Origin of the sequence: Bacteroides sp. 4_1_36 (genome assembly GCF_003466325.1) — a bacterium.
Lineage (GTDB): Bacteria > Bacteroidota > Bacteroidia > Bacteroidales > Bacteroidaceae > Bacteroides > Bacteroides uniformis.
In genome coordinates this window covers 1-20,565 of record NZ_QSOX01000033.1, presented here as the reverse complement: position 1 = coordinate 20,565, position 20,565 = coordinate 1, and the positions used below count along the sequence as shown (strand labels likewise).

Here is a 20,565-nt window from a genome sequence, read left to right as displayed (position 1 = left end):
GGAGAGCTTATCTTCCGCTACCTCTACCACTATACGGGTTGCACCACTCCTTTCGTGCGTCTGTGGATCAGCTCGCTCACCGACAAGGCTATCCGTGAGGGACTGCGCAACCTCGAAGACGGCAGCAGGTACGACAACCTATACCTCGCCGCCAAAGCGCGGAGCGAATCCGACTGGCTCGTGGGCATCAACGGCACTCAGGCGTTATCCATAGCCGCCGGACATGGCACGTATTCGGTGGGGCGTGTGCAGACACCCACGCTGGCGATGGTGTGTGAACGCTATTGGGAGAACCGCCGTTTTACGTCCGAAGCATTCTGGCAGCTCCATATCGCAACAGACGGTTGCGACGGCGAGGTCGTGAAACTCTCATCCTCCGAGAAATGGAAGTCGAAAGAACCGGCAACGGAGCTATATAATAAGGTAAAGGCGGCAGGCAGCGCAACGGTAACGAAAGCAGAGCGTAAGGAGAAGACGGAGGAAACTCCCTTGCTGTACGACCTGACCACGCTCCAAAAAGAAGCCAACGCCAAGCACGGCTTCACGGCGGAACAGACGCTTGAAATCGCGCAGAAGCTCTACGAGAAGAAGTTGATAACCTATCCGAGAACGGGAAGCCGCTACATCCCCGAAGACGTGTTCGCTGAAATCCCCAAGCTACTCGCCTTTATCGGCACGCAGCCCGAATGGAAAGACAAGGTGCGGGCAAAAGCCATCCCGACACGCCGTAGCGTGGATGACGGCAAGGTAACAGACCACCATGCCCTGCTCGTCACGGGAGAGAAACCGCTCTTCCTCTCCAAAGAGGACAGCACCATTTATCAGATGATTGCCGGACGAATGATAGAGGCATTCTCCGAAAAATGCGTCAAGGACGTGACTGCTGTCACGGCAGAATGTGCCGGAGTGGAGTTCACCGTGAAAGGCAGTGTCGTGAAGCAAGCCGGATGGCGTGCCGTCTATGGCGAGGAAAAGGAGGAAACTACCATCCCCGGCTGGCAGGATGGCGACACGCTCACGCTGAAAGCCACCTCCATCACCGAAGGAAAGACCAAACCCAAGCCGCTGCATACCGAAGCCACCCTGCTCTCGGCAATGGAAACAGCGGGCAAGGAAATTGAGGACGACGCGCTGCGGCAGGCGATGAAGGACTGCGGCATCGGCACTCCCGCCACACGAGCGTCCATCATCGAAACGCTTTTCAAGCGCGGTTACATGGAACGCTGCAAGAAGTCGCTTGTTCCCACCGAAAAGGGACTCGCCCTCAATTCCGTGGTGAAGACGATGCGCATCGCCGATGTAGCCATGACGGGCGAATGGGAAAAGGAACTGGCACGTATCGAGCGCGGGGAACTGCCCGCCGACACTTTCCGCAAGGAGATAGAGGCGTACACACGGGAAATCACCTCCGAACTGCTCTCGTGCGACAAGCTCTTCGGCAGCCGTGATTCCGGCTGCGCGTGTCCCAAGTGCGGCACGGGCAGGATGCGGTTCTACGGCAAGGTGGTACGTTGCGACAACACGGAGTGCGGACTGCCCGTGTTCCGGCAGAAAGCGGGACGCACCCTGTCCGACGACGAAATCAAAGACCTGCTCACCGACGGGCACACCAAGCCGCTCAAAGGCTTCAAGAGCAAGCAGGGCAAGAACTTCGATGCCATAGTCGCCTTTGACGGGGAATATAACACGACGTTCGTGTTCCCGGAAAAGAAATGCAAGTCTTCCTATCCGAAAAAAAGGAAATAATCACTAACTTTTGATAAGTTAGGCTGCATCTCAACAATAGAAACAAACAAGTTTTTTTCGTATTGTCTTCGATTTGCACTAACTTTGCCACTTGTTCAGAGTAATGAATTGTTCTTCGATACCGGATTACACTCATACTTTGGATTTAGTGGTGGCACTCGGAGGGATACCGAGTGCCTTTTTCTTCCTTTTTCCAATCAATTATCCCGTTAAATATCAATCCACTAAACTCCAAAGTAATGAACAACAAGAAGAAAAACGAGGGTCAGACCGACTTTTCCTATTACGGTCTGTACCTGCTGGACTACCTCCGCACGAACAAGTTTGAACAGGCGACTGACACCGCTTTCATACGGGAACGGGCCGACCGTGCCGCCGAAACGTATGAAAAGGCGCGGCTCGAAGGCTATCCCGCCGATGGCGCGCAAGAGCAGGCGATGGACACGCTGCTGCGCGGGCTGCGCTATTCCCGGTACGCCATTCTCCGTGAAGTCGTGGAGAGCGAGTTTTTCGACGAAGTGCCGGAAGAGAAACAAGAAGCCTTTATTCTGAAACTCATGCCGCTTGTCGGCAACGTGTTCTCCGTCTATGACCTTTCGGACGACAACTTCGCCCTGTCTTCCGATTACGACCTGCTCTACACGGAGCTGACGGGGGCAACCGTCCTTTACATCGGGGAATATGGCGTTTAACCGCAAACAGAAACTGCGGGACAACATCGAGGCGATACGGACGGCATTCATCCTTGACAGGGAAAACAGGACAGCGACAACCGAAGAGCGTGCCATACTTCAAAGGTACTGCGGTTTCGGCGGTCTGAAATGTATCCTCAACCCTGCAAAGGAACTGACGGATGCCGTCCGGTGGGCGAAATCCGACCTCGAACTGTTCGCCCCGACAGTGGAGTTGCACAGGCTTATCCGTGAGAACAGCAAGGACGAAACAGAGTACAAGCGGTTTGTGGATTCGCTGAAAGCGTCCGTGCTGACCGCTTTCTACACCCCCAAAGAGATAACCGACACCATCGCGGACGTGCTGGCAGATTACAGCGTCCGCCCCGCCCGTATGCTCGAACCGTCGGCGGGGGTTGGCGTGTTCGTGGATTCCATGCTGCGGCACAACCCCAATGCGGATGTGATGGCTTTCGAGAAGGATCTGCTCACGGGTACAATCCTGAGGCATCTCTATCCCGGCAAGAAAACGCGCACCTGCGGTTTTGAGAAAATCGAAAGACCGTTCAACAATTATTTCGACTTGGCGGTGTCCAACATTCCGTTCGGAGACATAGCCGTGTTCGACCCTGAGTTTCAGCGGAGCGACTCATTCGGCAGACGCTCCGCCCAGAAAGCCATCCACAACTATTTCTTTCTCAAAGGACTGGATGCCGTGCGTGACGGCGGTATCGTGGCGTTCATCACCTCGCAAGGGGTATTGAACAGCACCAAGACCTCCGTGCGTAACGAGCTGTTCAGTAAGGCTGATCTGGTATCCGCGATACGCCTGCCCAACAACCTGTTCACGGACAACGCGGGGACAGAAGTGGGCAGTGACCTGATTGTCCTGCAAAAGAACCTCAGCAAGAAGGAAATGTCGCAGGACGAGCGGCTGATGACCGTAATACAGACGGACACGAAAACCGACCTGACCGACAACGCCTATTTCATCCACCACCCGGAACGCATCGTGCATACGACGGCGAAACTTGACACCGACCCATACGGGAAGCCCGCTATGGTCTATCTGCACGAGGGCAAGGCAGCAGGCATCGCCGGGGATTTGCACCGTATGCTCGACGAGGATTTCCATTACAGGCTCGCCATGCGTCTGTATTCGGGTTCAATCCGGCAGTCGGGAACGGAAGAAAAAGTTACCGTTCAAAAGGAGGTGGAGCGTACTGCCATAAAGATGGAAACAACATCTTCGATGCAGGCGGTGGAAACTCCGACGGAGAAACCGCAACCCACAGAGGAAAAGCCGGAGATAGAGCCACGTCCGAAATATTCTGACGGTGTGCAGCTATCCTTGCTCGATCTCTGGGGGATGACGGAAGAAGTCAGCCAACAACCGAAAACCGCCAAAAAGAAAAAGGAGGCGAAAAAGGAAAGCTCGGCAAGGCGCGTTCTACCCAAGCCACAGGTGCATGTCACACAAAATGTTACGGCTGTGCCGACGGCTACCACCCCTAAGACTGTAACAGAGAACAAGGAGGCTAAAACGGAGAACACCGCCAAGCCTGCCGACCCGGACGACATCTATGCCACGTTGGACTGGGATACCAATCCTCCCATCAACGGCTTCTACGAGATGATGATGGATTTGACGCCGGAACGCAGGAAGGAACTTCGGGAACTGGCAAGGCAGCATAACGAGAAACAAGCGGCGGCGGAAAAGATGGAAGTGAAAGCCGTGCCGGACACTCCCCGTGAGCAACCACGGCAGGAGGAAACACAGCCGGAAGCAGTCACCGCACCTGCCGTTACAGATACCCCACCGGAAGCGGTGGCGACCTCCCTTTTCCCCGACATCGAAGCGGAGAAGCCGAAGGAAGAAGTCGTGGACCTTTCGCCGCGTGCCTACCACCGCACGCCGGAGATGCACCTGCGCGAAGGGTCGCTGGTGGCTGACAGGGGGCGTCATAACATCGGCTACCTGAAGGACATCACGCCATACGGGGCGACATTCCAGCCGCTCGACCTGAAAGGCTACCAGAAGGAGAAGGCGTTACAGTATGTTTTACTCCGTGACGCCTACGAGCGGCTGTACCGCTATGAATCGAACCTGCATGAAGCAAATGTCCCGTGGCGAGAGCATCTAAACACCTGTTACGATGAGTTTGTCATGCGCTACGGCAACCTCAACGCCAAGCAGAACGTGAAGTTAGTGATGATGGACGCGGGCGGGCGTGACATCCTTTCGCTGGAACGGGCGGAGAACGGGAAGTTTGTCAAGGCGGACATCTTCGAGCGTCCCGTTTCCTTCTCCGTGGAGAGCCATGCCAACGTCGGCTCACCCGAAGAAGCACTGTCCGCGTCGCTCAACAAGTTCGGCACTGTCGATCTCGACTATATGCGGGAGATAACCGACAGTACGGCGGAGGATTTGCTCACAGCCCTGCAAGGGCGCATCTATTACAATCCGCTCGTAACCGGTTACGAGATTAAGGACCGCTTTATTGCCGGAAACGTGATAGAGAAAGCGGAACGCATAGAGGCTTGGATGGGCGAAAACCCCGAAAGTGAACGTATGCCGGAGGTGAAGCAGGCGTTGGAGGCTCTGAAAGATGCCGAACCGCCGCGCATCGCTTTTGAAGACCTTGATTTCAATTTCGGGGAACGCTGGATTCCGACGGGTGTCTATGCCGCCTACATGAGCCGGCTGTTCGACACGGAGGTGAAAATCGCCTACTCTGCAAGCATGGACGAGTTTTCGGTGGCGTGCGGCTACCGCACCATGAAAATCACGGACGAGTTTCTGGTGAAGGGGTATTACCGTAACTATGACGGCATGCACCTTCTGAAACACGCCCTGCACAACACCTGTCCCGACATGATGAAGTCCATCGGCAGGGACGAGCATGGCAACGACATCAAGGTGCGCGACAGCGAGGGAATACAGCTCGCCAACGCCAAGATTGACGAGATACGAAACGGCTTCTCCGAATGGCTCGAAGAGCAGTCGCCACAGTTCAAGGAGCGGCTGACGACGATGTATAACCGCAAGTTCAACTGTTTCGTGCGCCCGAAGTATGACGGCTCGCATCAGACTTTTCCCGACCTCAATCTGAAAGGGCTGGCAAGCCGGGGCATCAGGAGCGTCTATCCCTCGCAGATGGATTGCGTCTGGATGCTGAAACAGAACGGCGGCGGAATTTGTGACCACGAGGTTGGAACCGGCAAGACGCTGATAATGTGCATCGCCGCGCATGAAATGAAGCGTCTGAACTTGGCGCACAAGCCGATGATTATCGGGCTGAAAGCCAATGTTGCGGAGATTGCCGCCACCTATCAAGCGGCATATCCCAACGCGAGGATTCTGTACGCTTCGGAGAAAGACTTTTCGACCGCCAACCGCGTGCGTTTCTTCAACAACATCAAGAACAACGACTACGATTGTGTCATTATGTCGCACGACCAGTTCGGCAAGATACCGCAGTCGCCGGAGTTGCAGCAGCGCATCCTGCAAGCGGAGCTTGACACGGTGGAGGAAAACCTCGAAGTGCTGCGCCAGCAGGGAAAGAACGTATCGCGGGCGATGCTGAAAGGTCTGGAGAAGCGCAAGCATAACCTTGAAGCGAAATTGGAGAAGGTGGAACACGCCATAAAGTCACGCACGGACGACGTGGTGGACTTCAAGCAGATGGGCATCGACCACATTTTCATTGATGAATCGCACCAGTTCAAGAATCTGACTTTCAACACGCGCCACGACCGTGTGGCGGGATTGGGGAACAGCGAGGGAAGCCAGAAGGCACTGAACATGCTCTTTGCTATCCGCACCATACAGGAGCGCACGGGCAAGGACTTGGGGGCGACCTTCCTCTCCGGCACGACTATCAGCAACTCGCTGACTGAGCTGTACCTGCTGTTCAAGTACCTGCGCCCGAAGGAGCTGGAACGGCAGGACATTCGATGTTTTGATGCGTGGTCGGCGATATTTGCCAAGAAGACAACGGATTTTGAGTTCAACGTGACGAACAACGTGGTGCAGAAGGAGCGTTTCCGCTACTTCATCAAAGTGCCGGAGCTTGCCGCCTTCTATAATGAAATCACGGACTACCGCACGGCGGAGGATGTGGGCGTGGACCGTCCCAACAAAAACGAGATACTGCACCACATACCGCCCACGCCGGAGCAGGAGGACTTCATACAGAAGCTGATGCAATTCGCCAAGACGGGCGACGCCACCCTGTTGGGCAGACTGCCGCTTTCGGAAACGGAGGAAAAGGCGAAGATGCTTATCGCCACGGACTATGCCCGGAAGATGGCACTCGACATGCGCATGATAGACCCGCATTACGAAGACCACCCCGACAACAAGGCGAGCCACTGTGCCAAAATAATCGCGGAGTATTATCAAAAATACGACGCGCAGAAAGGCACGCAGTTCGTTTTCTCTGACTTGGGGACTTACCAGCCGGGCGATGGGTGGAACGTCTATTCGGAAATCAAGCGCAAACTGACGGAGGACTACGGCATACCGCCAAGCGAGGTGCGCTTCATTCAGGAGTGCAAGACCGACAAGGCTCGGAAGGCGGTGATAGATGCCATGAACGCCGGGACGGTGCGTGTGCTGTTCGGCTCCACCTCCATGCTCGGAACGGGTGTGAACGCACAGAAACGGTGTGTGGCAATTCATCATCTTGATACGCCGTGGCGACCGTCCGACCTGCAACAGCGTGACGGACGGGGAGTTAGAGCAGGCAACGAGATAGCCAAGCATTTCGCCGGGAACAACGTGGACGTAATAATCTACGCGGTGGAAAAATCACTGGACAGTTACAAGTTCAACCTCCTGCACTGCAAGCAGACTTTCATCAGCCAGCTTAAAAGCGGTGCTATGGAAGCGCGTACCATCGACGAGGGGGCAATGGACGAGAAATCGGGCATGAACTTCTCGGAATATATGGCGTTGCTATCCGGCAACACCGACCTGCTGGACAAGGCGAAACTGGAAAAACGTATCGCCTCGCTCGAAGGGGAACGCAAGTCGTTCAACAAGGGCAAGCGTGATTCGGAGTTCAAGCTGGAATCGAAGACCCGCGAGCTGGGCAACAACACAGCTTTCATAGATGCCATGACGGAGGACTGGAACCGCTTCCTCTCTGTGGTGCAGACCGACAAGGAGGGCAATCACCTTAATATAATAAAGGTGGACGGAGTGGATTCCGCCGATGAGAAAGTCATCGGAAAGCGTTTGCAGGAGATAGCCAAGAATGCCACGACCGGAGGGTTGTACACGCAGGTTGGAGAGTTTTACGGTTTCCCGATAAAGGTGGTCAGCGAAAGGATACTCAAAGAGGGATTGGAGTTTACCGACAACCGCTTCGTGGTCGAGGGGAACTACAAGTACACCTACAACAACGGGCATCTGGCGCTGGCTGACCCGTTGGCCGCCGCCCGCAACTTCCTCAACGCGATTGAGAGAATCCCCTCCATCATCGACCAGTATAAAGCGAAGAATGAGGTCTTGGAACGTGAGATACCGCAGTTGCAGGAGATAGCAGGCAAGGTGTGGAAGAAGGAGGAAGAACTGAAACAGTTGAAGTCCGAACTTGCCGCCCTTGACCGCAAGATACAGCTGGAACTTGCGCCGCCTACACCCGAAATCACCGAAAAGGAGCATGAAGGGCAACAGGTCAAACCGGAAGCGAAAGGTGTGCGAAACGGTATCAGGCAATATCCCGAAGATACATCACCGCAAATACGCAATCCATCGGAAAGTATTATCGCCAATCACACCATAACTGGGCATCCGGGGCTGTATGCCAAGGAGGAAACCCGGTCCAAAGGATTGAAAATATAACCTTAGGAATTTTATCTGAAGTATTAATAAGGGCTATCCCAAAAGGTCTAAAAGTAAATTTTATCCTTTCTGCAAGTATCTGTAGGATGGCAACTGCATTTTTTTTCTTTTTGGGCAGCCCTTATTAAAATTTATTCTTATTTTAGGTTATATACATTCATGTCCATTTATGTAAAAAATCCTGCTGACCTTGTTTATGTCTTGTCAGTCACCATTTGCAAAACCATATTTGACCCTCAAAGAGGCTGAATTTGATAAGCAACTTGCTACATACTCATAATAAGGAGCTAAATAGAACACGAATGGGAAATACTCAAATGCCAAACTAAAGAAGATATTGGCCAAAATAAACGTTATACCGAGAGAGAAACTTGATTTTTTTCAACTTCCTAAAACGTTGTTGTTCAAACATTTCTACTTATTTGTACTTACCAGTTGAACCTACGCTTCCCTAATAAAATGTCTATGGTAAAAAGTTAAAAAATCCTCCCACTTTTGTTAGATATATTTTTTTGTGTAATTTTGTAATCGTTATGCGGCAGTAATAATATACATATTAATACGAGTTAGTAATCCTGTAGTTCTCACATGCTACGAGGAGGTATTAAAAGGTGCGTTTCGACAATGCATCTATTGTAGTATATTATTGCTTAATCCAAATGAATATTATAAATTTAGGAATTCTTGCTCACATTGATGCAGGAAAAACTTCCGTAACCGAGAATCTGCTGTTTGCCAGTGGAGCAACGGAAAAGTGCGGCCGTGTGGATAATGGTGACACCATAACAGACTCTATGGATATAGAGAAACGTAGAGGAATTACTGTTCGGGCTTCTACGACATCTATTATCTGGAATGGAGTGAAATGCAATATCATTGACACTCCGGGACACATGGATTTTATTGCGGAAGTGGAGCGGACATTCAAAATGCTTGATGGAGCAGTCCTCATCTTATCCGCAAAGGAAGGCATACAAGCGCAAACAAAGTTGCTGTTCAATACTTTACAAAAACTGCAAATCCCGACAATTATATTTATCAATAAAATTGACCGTGACGGTGTGAATTTAGAGCGTTTGTATCTGGATATAAAAACAAATCTGTCTCAAGATGTCCTGTTTATGCAAACTGTTGTCGATGGATTGGTTTATCCGATTTGCTCCCAAACATATATAAAGGAAGAATACAAAGAATTTGTATGCAACCATGACGACAATATATTAGAACGATATTTGGCGGATAGCGAAATTTCACCGGCTGATTATTGGAATACGATAATCGATCTTGTGGCAAAAGCCAAAGTCTATCCGGTACTACATGGATCAGCAATGTTCAATATCGGTATCAATGAGTTGTTGGACGCCATCTCTTCTTTTATACTTCCTCCAGAATCAGTCTCAAACAGACTTTCAGCTTATCTCTATAAGATAGAGCATGACCCCAAAGGACATAAAAGAAGTTTTCTAAAAATAATTGACGGAAGTCTGAGACTTCGAGACATTGTAAGAATCAACGATTCGGAAAAATTCATCAAGATTAAAAATCTAAAGACTATTTATCAGGGCAGAGAGATAAATGTTGATGAAGTGGGGGCCAATGATATCGCGATTGTAGAAGATATGGAAGATTTTCGAATCGGAGATTATTTAGGTACTAAACCTTGTTTGATTCAAGGGTTATCTCATCAGCATCCCGCTCTCAAATCCTCCGTCCGGCCAGACAGGTCCGAAGAGAGAAGCAAGGTGATATCCGCTCTGAATACATTGTGGATTGAAGACCCGTCTTTGTCCTTTTCCATAAACTCATATAGTGATGAATTGGAAATCTCGTTATATGGTTTGACACAAAAGGAAATCATACAGACATTGCTGGAAGAACGATTTTCCGTAAAGGTCCATTTTGATGAGATCAAGACTATCTACAAAGAACGACCTGTAAAAAAGGTCAATAAGATTATTCAGATCGAAGTGCCACCCAACCCTTACTGGGCCACAATAGGGCTGACGCTTGAACCCTTGCCGTTAGGGACAGGGTTGCAAATCGAAAGTGACATCTCCTATGGTTATCTGAACCATTCTTTTCAAAATGCCGTTTTTGAAGGGATTCGTATGTCTTGCCAATCTGGTTTACATGGATGGGAAGTGACTGATCTGAAAGTAACTTTTACTCAAGCCGAGTATTATAGCCCGGTAAGTACACCTGCTGATTTCAGACAGCTGACCCCTTATGTCTTCAGGCTGGCCTTGCAACAGTCAGGTGTGGACATTCTCGAACCGATGCTCTATTTTGAGTTGCAGATACCCCAAGCGGCAAGTTCCAAAGCTATTACAGATTTGCAAAAAATGATGTCTGAGATTGAAGACATCAGTTGCAATAATGAGTGGTGTCATATTAAAGGGAAAGTTCCATTAAATACAAGTAAAGACTACGCCTCAGAAGTAAGTTCATACACTAAGGGCTTAGGCGTTTTTATGGTCAAGCCATGCGGGTATCAAATAACAAAAGGCGATTATTCTGATAATATCCGCATGAACGAAAAAGATAAACTTTTATTCATGTTCCAAAAATCAATGTCATCAAAATAATGGAGCGGTCAGGAAATTTCTATAAGGCAATACAGTTGGGATATATACTTATCTCCATTCTTATCGGATGTATGGCATATAATAGCCTCTATGAATGGCAGGAGATAGAAGCATTAGAACTTGGCAATAAAAAAATAGACGAGCTCCGAAAAGAAATAAACAATATCAATATTCAAATGATAAAATTTTCTCTATTGGGTGAAACAATACTGGAATGGAACGATAAAGATATCGAGCATTACCATGCACGGCGTATGGCAATGGACAGTATGCTCTGCCGTTTCAAGGCCACCTATCCAGCAGAGCGCATCGATAGTGTGCGCAGTCTTTTAGAGGATAAGGAACGACAGATGTTCCAGATAGTCCGGTTAATGGATGAACAACAATCTATTAACAAGAAGATAGCCAATCAAATTCCGGTTATTGTGCAGAAAAGTGTGCAGGAACAGTCCAAAAAGCCAAAACGAAAAGGTTTCTTGGGCATCTTTGGCAAAAAAGAGGGAACGAAGCCAACGACAACAACGACTACGCTCCGTTCATCCAATAGAAACATGGTCAACGAACAGAAAGCGCAGAGCCGTCGATTGTCAGAACAAGCCGATAGTCTTGCTGCCCGTAATGCAGAACTTAACAGACAACTGCAAGGATTGATTTGCCAAATCGAAAAGAAGGTACAATCTGATTTACAAAATAGAGAAAGCGAGATAACAGCGATGCGTAAAAAATCATTTATGCAGATAGGCGGCTTGATGGGATTTGTTCTTTTGCTGTTGGTCATTTCCTATATCATCATACACCGTGATGCAAAGAACATTAAACGATACAAACGCAAGACAACGGATTTGATCGAGCAATTGGAACAGTCCGTGCAACAAAATGAGGTACTCATAACCTCCCGAAAGAAAGCGGTACATACTATTACCCATGAGTTGCGTACACCACTGACGGCAATAACTGGCTATACCGAACTTTTGCGGAAAGAATGCAATAGCGGTAATAATGGGCAATATATCCGAAATATACTGCAATCCTCCGACCGTATGCGGGATATGCTCAACACTTTGCTTGACTTCTTCCGCCTGGACAACGGCAAGGAACAGCCCCGTCTGTCACCCTGCCGGATTTCTGCAATCACGCACACACTTGAAACGGAGTTCATTCCTGTTGCAGTGAACAAAGGGTTGTCCTTGTCCGTGAAGACTGGACACGATGCCATTGTATTGACCGACAAAGAGCGAATAATACAAATCGGGAATAACCTGCTGTCAAACGCAGTCAAGTTCACAGAAGAAGGCGGTGTTTCTTTGATTACTGAATATGATAATGGAGTTCTGACACTGGTCGTTGAAGATACAGGTACAGGCATGACAGAAGAGGAACAGAAACAAGCGTTCGGTGCGTTTGAACGTCTATCAAATGCCGCCGCAAAGGAGGGTTTCGGGCTTGGGCTTGCCATAATGCGTAATATTGTGTCGATGCTTGGCGGAACAATCCGTTTGGACAGCAAGAAAGGGAAAGGCAGTCGTTTCACAGTTGAAATTTCTATGCAGGAAGCTGAAGAACAGCTTGGATATACAAGCAATACACCTGTTTATCATAACAATAAATTCCATGATGTTGTCGCCATTGACAATGATGAGGTATTACTTCTGATGCTGAAAGAGATGTACTCCCAAGAAGGAATACACTGCGACACTTGCACCGATGCTGCGGAACTGATGGAAATGATACGCCAGAAAGAATACAGCCTGTTGCTGACAGACTTGAATATGCCCGGTATAAACGGTTTCGAATTACTGGAACTGTTGCGTTCGTCCAACGTGGGCAATTCACCAACAATCCCGGTGGTTGTGGCAACCGCTTCGGGCAGTTGTAACAAAGGGGAACTATTGGCAAAAGGCTTTGCCGGATGCCTGTTCAAGCCGTTCTCCATATCGGAGTTGATGGAGGTTTCCGACAGGTGTGCCATAAAAGAAACACCGGACGGGAAACCGGATTTTTCAGCTTTGCTGTCTTACGGCAATGAAGCCGTTATGCTGGAAAAGTTGATGACGGAAACTGAAAAAGAGATGCAGACAATACGGGAAGCGGCAACAGAAAAAGACCTGCAAAAGCTGGATTCCCTGACACACCACCTGCGCAGCTCGTGGGAGGTGCTACGTGCCGACCAACCGCTAAATGTACTTTACAGATTGCTTCATGGCGATGTACTCCCGGATGGTGAAGCGTTAAGCCATGCCGTGACTGCCGTGCTGGATAAGGGAGCGGAAATAATCCGGTTGGCAGAAGAGGAAAGGAGAAAATACGAAGATGGATAAGACAACAATAATTGTGGTAGAAGACAATATCGTGTACTGCGAGTTTGTCTGCAACATGCTGGCGCGGGAGGGCTACCGCACCGTGAAGGCTTACCACCTCTCAACCGCGAAGAAACATCTACAACAGGCGACAGATAATGACATCGTGGTTGCCGACCTGCGCCTGCCTGACGGTAACGGCATTGACCTTTTGCGCTGGATGCGAAAGGAGGGAAAGATGCAGCCCTTCATCATTATGACCGACTACGCCGAAGTTAATACCGCCGTGGAAAGCATGAAACTCGGCTCGATAGACTATATTCCCAAACAGCTTGTGGAGGATAAACTTGTCCCCCTGATCCGTTCCATACTGAAAGAACGTCAGGCAGGACAACGCCGTATGCCTGTGTTCGCCCGTGACGGTTCCGCATTTCAGAAAATCATGCACCGTATAAGGCTGGTAGCCGCTACCGATATGAGCGTGATGATATTCGGAGAGAACGGCACGGGTAAGGAACATATTGCCCACCACCTGCACGACAAGAGCAAGCGGGCAGTCAAGCCATTCGTGGCGGTGGACTGCGGTTCACTCACCAAAGAGCTTGCGCCCTCGGCCTTCTTCGGACACGTCAAGGGAGCGTTTACAGGAGCAGATTGTGCCAAGAAAGGATATTTCCATGAGGCGGAAGGCGGCACGCTGTTTCTGGACGAGGTAGGAAACCTCGCGTTGGAAACCCAACAGATGTTGCTCCGCGCCATACAGGAGAGGCGGTATCGCCCGGTCGGAGACAAGGCAGACAGGAGTTTCAATGTCCGCATCATCGCCGCCACCAACGAGGATCTGGAAGCGGCAGTGAGTGAAAAGCGTTTTCGGCAGGATCTTCTGTACCGCCTGCACGACTTCGGGATAACCGTTCCTCCGTTGCGTGACTGTCAGGAAGACATCATGCCGCTGGCAGAGTTCTTCCGTGATATGGCAAACAGAGAGCTGGAGTGTAGCGTGAGCGGGTTCAGTTCCGAAGCACGTAAAGCGTTGCTGACACACGCATGGCCGGGCAACGTGCGGGAACTTCGGCAGAAAGTTATGGGTGCTGTATTGCAGGCGCAGGAAGGTGTTGTCATGAAAGAGCATCTGGAACTTGCCGTGACGAAACCGACCTCTACTGTCAACTTCGCCCTGCGCAATGACGCGGAGGATAAGGAGCGGATATTGCGTGCGTTGAAACAGGCAAACGGCAACCGGAGTGTCGCCGCCGAACTGCTCGGAATAGGCAGGACAACACTATACAGCAAACTTGAAGAGTATGGACTTAAATATAAATTCAAGCAATCATAGCCTGTAATTCACTGAATTTGGCTATCTTTGCATAACATTTGAGAAAAACGGCGATTGGCAGGAGCTTTTCGCCGCCAACATATAGGATAAGACCGCAAGGCGTTTCAAGCGAAAATCTGGTAAATTGGAACTACGGAGACGATTGCGTGATGCTTATGCTATGCTTACGCATAGCGTGCATTCACGTACTCTCCGTAAAGGCTTTACCAGAGCCATCGCTTGAAGGTAGTGTGAATTGCACGCTACTTTTTTGCCCTTGCCTAATGAAAGGTAACGATTATGGGTAAAGTTCAGATTCTCGCCGTACTGACGATGGACGGATGTCTTTCTTCAGAGTTATATTATAAAGCACATCAGGATTTGTGCCTTGACCGTTGCGGTCTTGATGAAATCAGGAAGAACGCCCTTTACCGCGTGACACCAGACTATTCCATTTCAATGCTGCACGAATGGAGAAAAGACGGCACAAACATCCGTTACCTCGCGGAAGCCACACCGGACACGGCAGACTATATAAACGGACTACTGCGTATGCACGCTGTGGATGAAATCATACTATACACCGTTCCTTTCATATCCGGAAGCGGACGACATTTTTTTAAGTCGGCTCTGCCAGAGCAACACTGGACGCTTTCCTCTTTGAAAAGTTTTCCCAACGGTGTATGCCGCATTATCTACATCCTTGATAAAAAAGCAAGATAGCCAAAATGTGCGGCAAGCATACATTTTTATTTTCAAGAATAGAATAAATGTCTGATTACAAACAATTTAAGTCGGAGATAATTTGTCCCTGTGAAAAAATATTGAATTTTATACCACTGAAATACAACACTTTGTAAAATTGAGCGTTGGATTTTTTGTTTTCTGCCGCGTTTTTTGCCAATTATATTCATGTGCGCATACCGAAAACAGAGTGTAAAATTTCAAAATTGACAGGACATGAATTATTTTTTATTGGCGGAAACCGAGTTCTTCCGCCGGATAAACGAAGCCGGAGACTGCAATATGGAAAAAGCATACACGGCTTTCGCCACCCAAGTAATAGAACTGTGCAACGGCGGCATGGACATGAACCTTACCGTCATCGCGCTTGCCTACATCGAAATCGAGTTGCAGCACCATCCGGTGCGTAATCTGTCAGAAGAAAGAAGAGAGATTGCCGCCTACGTCAGCAAGGCTCTGTCTTTCGTAAGAAAGATGCAGAAATTCCTTGCCACGCCCCAAGTGCCACCACTAATATCCGCCAACAACGCAACAGAAACCACCGCCAGCCTTCTTTGGACGGGCAACGCCATCGACCTCGTGGAACTTATCTACGGCATAGACGAGATGGGCTGTATCAACAACGGCAATATGCCGCTAAAACAGCTCGCCCCGATTCTCTACAAGATATTCGGTATTGAGTCGAAGGATTGCTACCGCTTCTATACCGACATCAAACGTCGGAAAAACGAAAGCCGTACCTATTTCCTCGACAAGATGCAGGAGAAACTGAACGAGAGAATGCTGCGCGATGAAGAGCTGGAACGTATGAGAAGATAAAATCAGGTATAAGCGGGAGAATGGTATCATGCTGTTCTCCCGTTTGAGTAAAATCTATACGAAAAAGGGCGTTTTCGGCGCGCTATTGCCCCGAATTTCAGCGAAAAACGCTATCTTTGTACAATTGTTACGAATTGAATATGAACATAGACAACCTCGATATAGTAAAACAACTGATAGCCGAAAAGGAAAACGGGCAGGTGGAGTTCAAGGAAACCACCGGGCAGTTGGAGCGCGGCATGGAAACGCTCTGCGCTTTCCTTAACAGCGAAGGTGGCACGGTGTTGTTCGGTGTGACCGACAAAGGAAAGATCATCGGGCAGGAAGTGAGCGACAAGACGAAGCGTGATATTGCGGAAGCCATCCGGCGTTTTGAACCATTTGCCACACTCGAAGTTTCGTATATCAGTATCCAAAATACAGACAAGAGTGTGATAGCCTTGTCTGCGGACAGCCAACGTTATATGCGTCCGTTCTCCTATAAGGGACGGGCTTATCTTCGATTGGAGAGCGTGACATCCTCCATGCCGCAAGACGTATATAACCAACTGCTTATGCAGCGAGGTGGGAAATACGCTTGGGAGGCGATGACGAATCCCGACATCAAAGTTACTGACCTTGATGAACATGCCATTATGGGAGCGGTACGTGGAGGCATCCGGTGCGGTCGCCTACCCGAAGCCACCATAAGGGAGGATTTGCCGACCATACTCGAAAAATTCAACCTGTTACATGACGGAAAACTGAATAATGCTTCCGCAGTCTTGTTCGGTCGTGATTTTTACTTCTATCCCCAGTGCCTGCTTCGGTTGGCGCGTTTCAAAGGAACTACAAAAGACGAGTTTATAGACAATCAGCGTACCACTGGCAATATCTACACACTGCTGGACACTGCAATGTCGTTCTTTTTCAAGCATCTTTCCCTTTCGGGCAAAGTTGAAGGCTTGTATCGGGAGGAAGAGCTTGAGATTCCTTACAAGGCATTGAGGGAATGCTGCACAAATGCCCTTTGCCACCGCTCATACCACCGTCCCGGCAGTTCGGTAGGAATTGCCATCTATGATGACCGTGTGGAGATTGAGAACAGTGGAACTTTTCCGCCGGATATAACAATGGAAAAGTTATTGAGCGGGCATAATTCAGAACCTCAAAACCTGATTATTGCGAATGTTCTGTATAAAAGCGAGGTTCTGGAAAGCTGGGGACGAGGCATCGGGCTTATGATAAGCGAATGCCGGCGTGTCGGCATTCCCGATCCGGAGTTTCATACAGATGGAAATAGTGTATGGGTTATTTTCCGCTATACCCGAAAAACTGTGGGGCACGACCCGACAATTACCCGACAGTTACCCCACAGTCACCCCACAGTTACCCCACAGGTGGAAAAGGTGTTGTCTGCAATCGGCACACAGACACTTTCAACCAAAGAGATTATGTGTGTGATAGGATTAAAGGACAAAAGTAATTTTTTAGAACTATATCTGTATCCAGCCATAAGGCAGAATTTGGTAGAGCCTATTTACCCGGAAAATCCGAAACATCCCCGGCAGAAATATCGTCTTACCGATAAAGGAAAAGAACTGTTGATATAATAACGGGGTATGGTGGCGAAAAAGAAGAAACAACAGGGGCATTACTGTCGGATTTGTAGCGAGTACAAAGCCAACGAGCAATTCAGCGGCAAAGGACACTCGCGGCATATCTGCAAGGAATGCCGGTCGCTTCCCGATGATGTGAAGGCGGACATGGTGCGCTGTAACGAGGTGGAACGAGCCGTTTTCAAATGCCCGATGAGCCGTCAGGACTGGGAACTGCTGGAAAAATATGCCAAGAAGTACAAGGACAAGGAATCCGGGCAGTTCGCGCAGGATATGTTGGACATGAAACGGGGCAATCAGACACCGGACGAGGATATGGAAGAGGATGATGTTTTAATAGAAGGCATCTATGAAGAGGAAACCATACCATTTGCCGAACTGGAGGATGACATCCGTTATCAGTTGGAAGAATTGTTGGCGGACAACATCAACGAGTTCATGATACACAAGAATTACATTCCCGAAGGCAAGGAACTGAAAGACATCAACGAATGGGTCATGAAAGAAACCCGTGACACCTTTTTTATAAAGGTTATTCCCGATGCCGCTTATGACAGTCTGGTGGAAGAAACGATCAACAGGCTTGTGAAGGAATGGAAAGAGGACGGATTTGAGATAAAGACCTATTCCGCATCGCTGGTCGTCATGGAAACGGAACGGCTGCTTATCCGCAGGATAACCCGTAAGGATATGGACGCACTCCTTGCCATAATGGGAAAGCCGGAAGTCATGTACGCTTGGGAACACGGCTTTACCAAAAAGGACGTGCGCAAATGGATAAACAGGCAACTCATCCGATACCGCAAGGACGGGTTCGGATATTTTGCCGTCATACTGAAAGAAAGCGGCGCATTGATAGGACAAGCCGGTCTGATGAATAGTACCCTAAACGGGAACGAGACTGTCGAGCTTGGCTATATACTCGATAACACATACTGGCATAACGGTTACGGTACGGAAGCCGCCCGCGCGTGTTTGGAATACGCCTTTGGAGAGCTGGAACTGAAAACTGTCTGTTGCAGTATCCGACCGGAAAACGTGGCATCCATCCGTGTGGTTGAAAGGCTGGGAATGACCTTGTGCGACAACCATACAATAATATACAACGAAAAAGAAATGCCGCATCAGATATATGTGGCAACCAATAGTAAATCCTATATCTTATAAGCGAAATCACTCAACAATGAAAACAAATAATATTAATTTATTTTGCGATATAGTTACTCAAAGGTCAGGAGAACATTCTTGCGCTATAAATATTTTGTTGCAACAACAATTATATGGGCAGGTAATATCTATTCTGCGTCAAGAATTAGATTCTATGGTAAGAGTTATGTTTTTGTTGTCAATTAGCGACTTAAACCTTAGAGAGCATTTTATAAACCAAACTTTGGAGGGAATAAAATGGTCTTATCCCAATACAAAGAAAGTCGTGACCGATAAACAAATGGTGGATTTAGCTGATAAATTTTATGGCTGGCCTTTTTTTGTTTATAAATTAGGATGCGCTTTTATTCATCTTTCAGCAATGGTATATTATAAAAACAGTAATCCATTTTTGCTTTTATCTGTTTCAGAAAGAAATGACATCACAAGGTTTTTACATCAATATCATAGTTTCCCGTTAGAGTTGGAATTGAATTTGGAAAATATCATCCCATATCTTGATAAAGTATTTAATAAAGTTTCAAGTAACTTAGCATGTTACATTGAAGATTTACGTCAAAATAAACTTTTGGAGGAATATTAAAATAAGGGAGGATTTTAGCTATCCTCCCTTATTTTAATAGGTTACTTCTGCTGCAACAGATGCTTCAGGTTGTCATCGCCCGCGATGCGCTCCAATTCCTCCTGAACAATCTGCTTCACCTCCTCCTTGATGCGCCGGTAATTTGCCTGTACCGTTTCCTTCATGCGGTCGTTGCCGTCTGCGTCAGTGAAATCGGTAATAACGGGGATTTTCTTGTAGGCACTTTCCTCCCGTTTTACCTTATCGGCATCCACCACAATCTCGCAGTGGAAAATCTTCTGTTCGATACGCTCGTTGAAGTTGTCGGACACCGAACCGACAAACATTCCCTGCGTCAAACCGGAAATCTTGCTGGGCGGGATAAGCGCGTCCATCTGCGTGTTAATGGAGGTGGAAACATCCTGCCGGTTGATGGAGATAGACTGCCGTTTCTGCAACACCTTACCGAATCGTTCCGATAGTGTCTTTGCCGTTTCACCTACCACCTGCCCGGAGAAAATGTTACCGACCGTATTCATCACCACTTTCGCCTCCTTATCACCGTAGTCGCGCACCAGCTGGCTGAAATCCTGAAATCCCAGACACACGGCAACCTTGTTGCTTCGGGCGGTAGCTATAAGATTGTCCAACCCTTTGAAATATATCGTCGGCAGCTCGTCTATGATGACCGACGACTTCAGCATCCCCTTCTTATTGATGAGCTTCACGATGCGGGAGTTATACAATCCGAGAGCCGCCCCGTAGATATTCTGACGGTCGGGATTGTTGCCCACGCATAGGATTTTCGGCTCTTCGGGATTGTTGATGTCCAGCGTAAACTCGCTGTCCGACATCACCCAATAGAGCTGCGGTGAAATCATCCTCGAAAGCGGAATTTTTGCCGACGCTATCTGCCCCATGAGCTGCTCCGCAGCCCCTCCGAGCCACGCATCCATGAACGGGGAAAGGTAGTTCTCCAGTTCGGGATAGGAAGTCAGTATCGGAAAAATATCCTCGTAGCGGCGGTTCAAAAATTCGATGGCATGGGGAAACGTGCAATATTTCCCGTTCTGATAGATTTTAAGATACCATATAATACTGGCGAACAAAATGATAGGTGATTCCACAAAGAAGTCACCCTGCTTTTGCACATCGGGTAAGTCAAGGGCATTGCTGCCCCCTTCTCCCCTAAGAACCGTACGTGAGAGTT

Annotated in this window: 12 protein-coding genes; 11 read left to right on the top strand and 1 reads right to left on the bottom strand. The window is 48.7% G+C overall.

Translation table 11 applies throughout. The features are described from left to right. The 11 genes from DXD65_RS19875 to DXD65_RS19825 form a co-directional block, all read left to right on the top strand. On the top strand, positions 1 to 1,746 hold a 1,746-nt coding region (locus DXD65_RS19875; protein ID WP_147327801.1), incomplete at its 5' end, for a type IA DNA topoisomerase. Positions 1,747 to 1,985: 239 nt separating this feature from the next. Continuing rightward, entirely contained in the window at positions 1,986 to 2,438 is a 453-nt protein-coding gene (locus DXD65_RS19870; RefSeq protein ID WP_002561000.1) for a DUF1896 domain-containing protein, read from the top strand. Continuing rightward, complete coding sequence (locus tag DXD65_RS19865) at positions 2,428 to 8,268, top strand: N-6 DNA methylase (RefSeq protein WP_002560999.1); 5,841 nt, start codon at positions 2,428 to 2,430, stop codon at positions 8,266 to 8,268. The genes DXD65_RS19870 and DXD65_RS19865 overlap by 11 nt, the downstream gene beginning before the upstream one ends. 659 nt (positions 8,269 to 8,927) lie before the next feature. Further along, the gene (gene tet(Q) / locus DXD65_RS19860) at positions 8,928 to 10,853 is read left to right on the top strand and encodes a tetracycline resistance ribosomal protection protein Tet(Q) (RefSeq protein WP_002560998.1); all 1,926 of its coding nucleotides are present in this window, start codon (positions 8,928 to 8,930) and stop codon (positions 10,851 to 10,853) included. Further along, positions 10,853 to 13,171, top strand: coding sequence for an ATP-binding protein (locus DXD65_RS19855; protein WP_002560997.1), 2,319 nt, complete (start codon positions 10,853 to 10,855; stop codon positions 13,169 to 13,171). The genes tet(Q) and DXD65_RS19855 overlap by 1 nt, the downstream gene beginning before the upstream one ends. Next, positions 13,164 to 14,486 (top strand): sigma-54-dependent transcriptional regulator, encoded by a 1,323-nt coding sequence (locus tag DXD65_RS19850; RefSeq protein ID WP_002560996.1) that lies wholly within the window; start codon positions 13,164 to 13,166, stop codon positions 14,484 to 14,486. Before DXD65_RS19855 ends, DXD65_RS19850 begins: the two co-directional genes overlap by 8 nt. 279 nt (positions 14,487 to 14,765) lie before the next feature. Then, positions 14,766 to 15,188, top strand: a complete 423-nt coding sequence (locus DXD65_RS19845; RefSeq protein ID WP_002560995.1) for a dihydrofolate reductase family protein — start codon at positions 14,766 to 14,768, stop codon at positions 15,186 to 15,188. Positions 15,189 to 15,425: 237 nt separating this feature from the next. Further along, the gene (locus DXD65_RS19840; protein ID WP_002560994.1) at positions 15,426 to 16,028 is read left to right on the top strand and encodes an RteC domain-containing protein; all 603 of its coding nucleotides are present in this window, start codon (positions 15,426 to 15,428) and stop codon (positions 16,026 to 16,028) included. A 140-nt stretch (positions 16,029 to 16,168) separates the two neighbouring features. Then, positions 16,169 to 17,620: an ATP-binding protein gene (locus DXD65_RS19835; protein WP_002560993.1), complete on the top strand. Its 1,452-nt coding sequence runs from the start codon at positions 16,169 to 16,171 to the stop codon at positions 17,618 to 17,620. Positions 17,621 to 17,629: 9 nt separating this feature from the next. Further along, entirely contained in the window at positions 17,630 to 18,793 is a 1,164-nt protein-coding gene (locus tag DXD65_RS19830; RefSeq protein WP_002560992.1) for a GNAT family N-acetyltransferase, read from the top strand. A gap of 16 nt (positions 18,794 to 18,809) precedes the next feature. Then, on the top strand, positions 18,810 to 19,376 hold the full coding sequence (locus DXD65_RS19825; protein ID WP_002560991.1) for a hypothetical protein: 567 nt from the start codon (positions 18,810 to 18,812) through the stop codon (positions 19,374 to 19,376). 41 nt (positions 19,377 to 19,417) lie between these two features. On the opposite strand, the gene DXD65_RS19820 is transcribed toward DXD65_RS19825, so the two are convergent. Beyond that, positions 19,418 to 20,565 (bottom strand): TraM recognition domain-containing protein (locus tag DXD65_RS19820; RefSeq protein WP_117887884.1); only part of this gene is annotated, 1,148 nt, incomplete at its 5' end.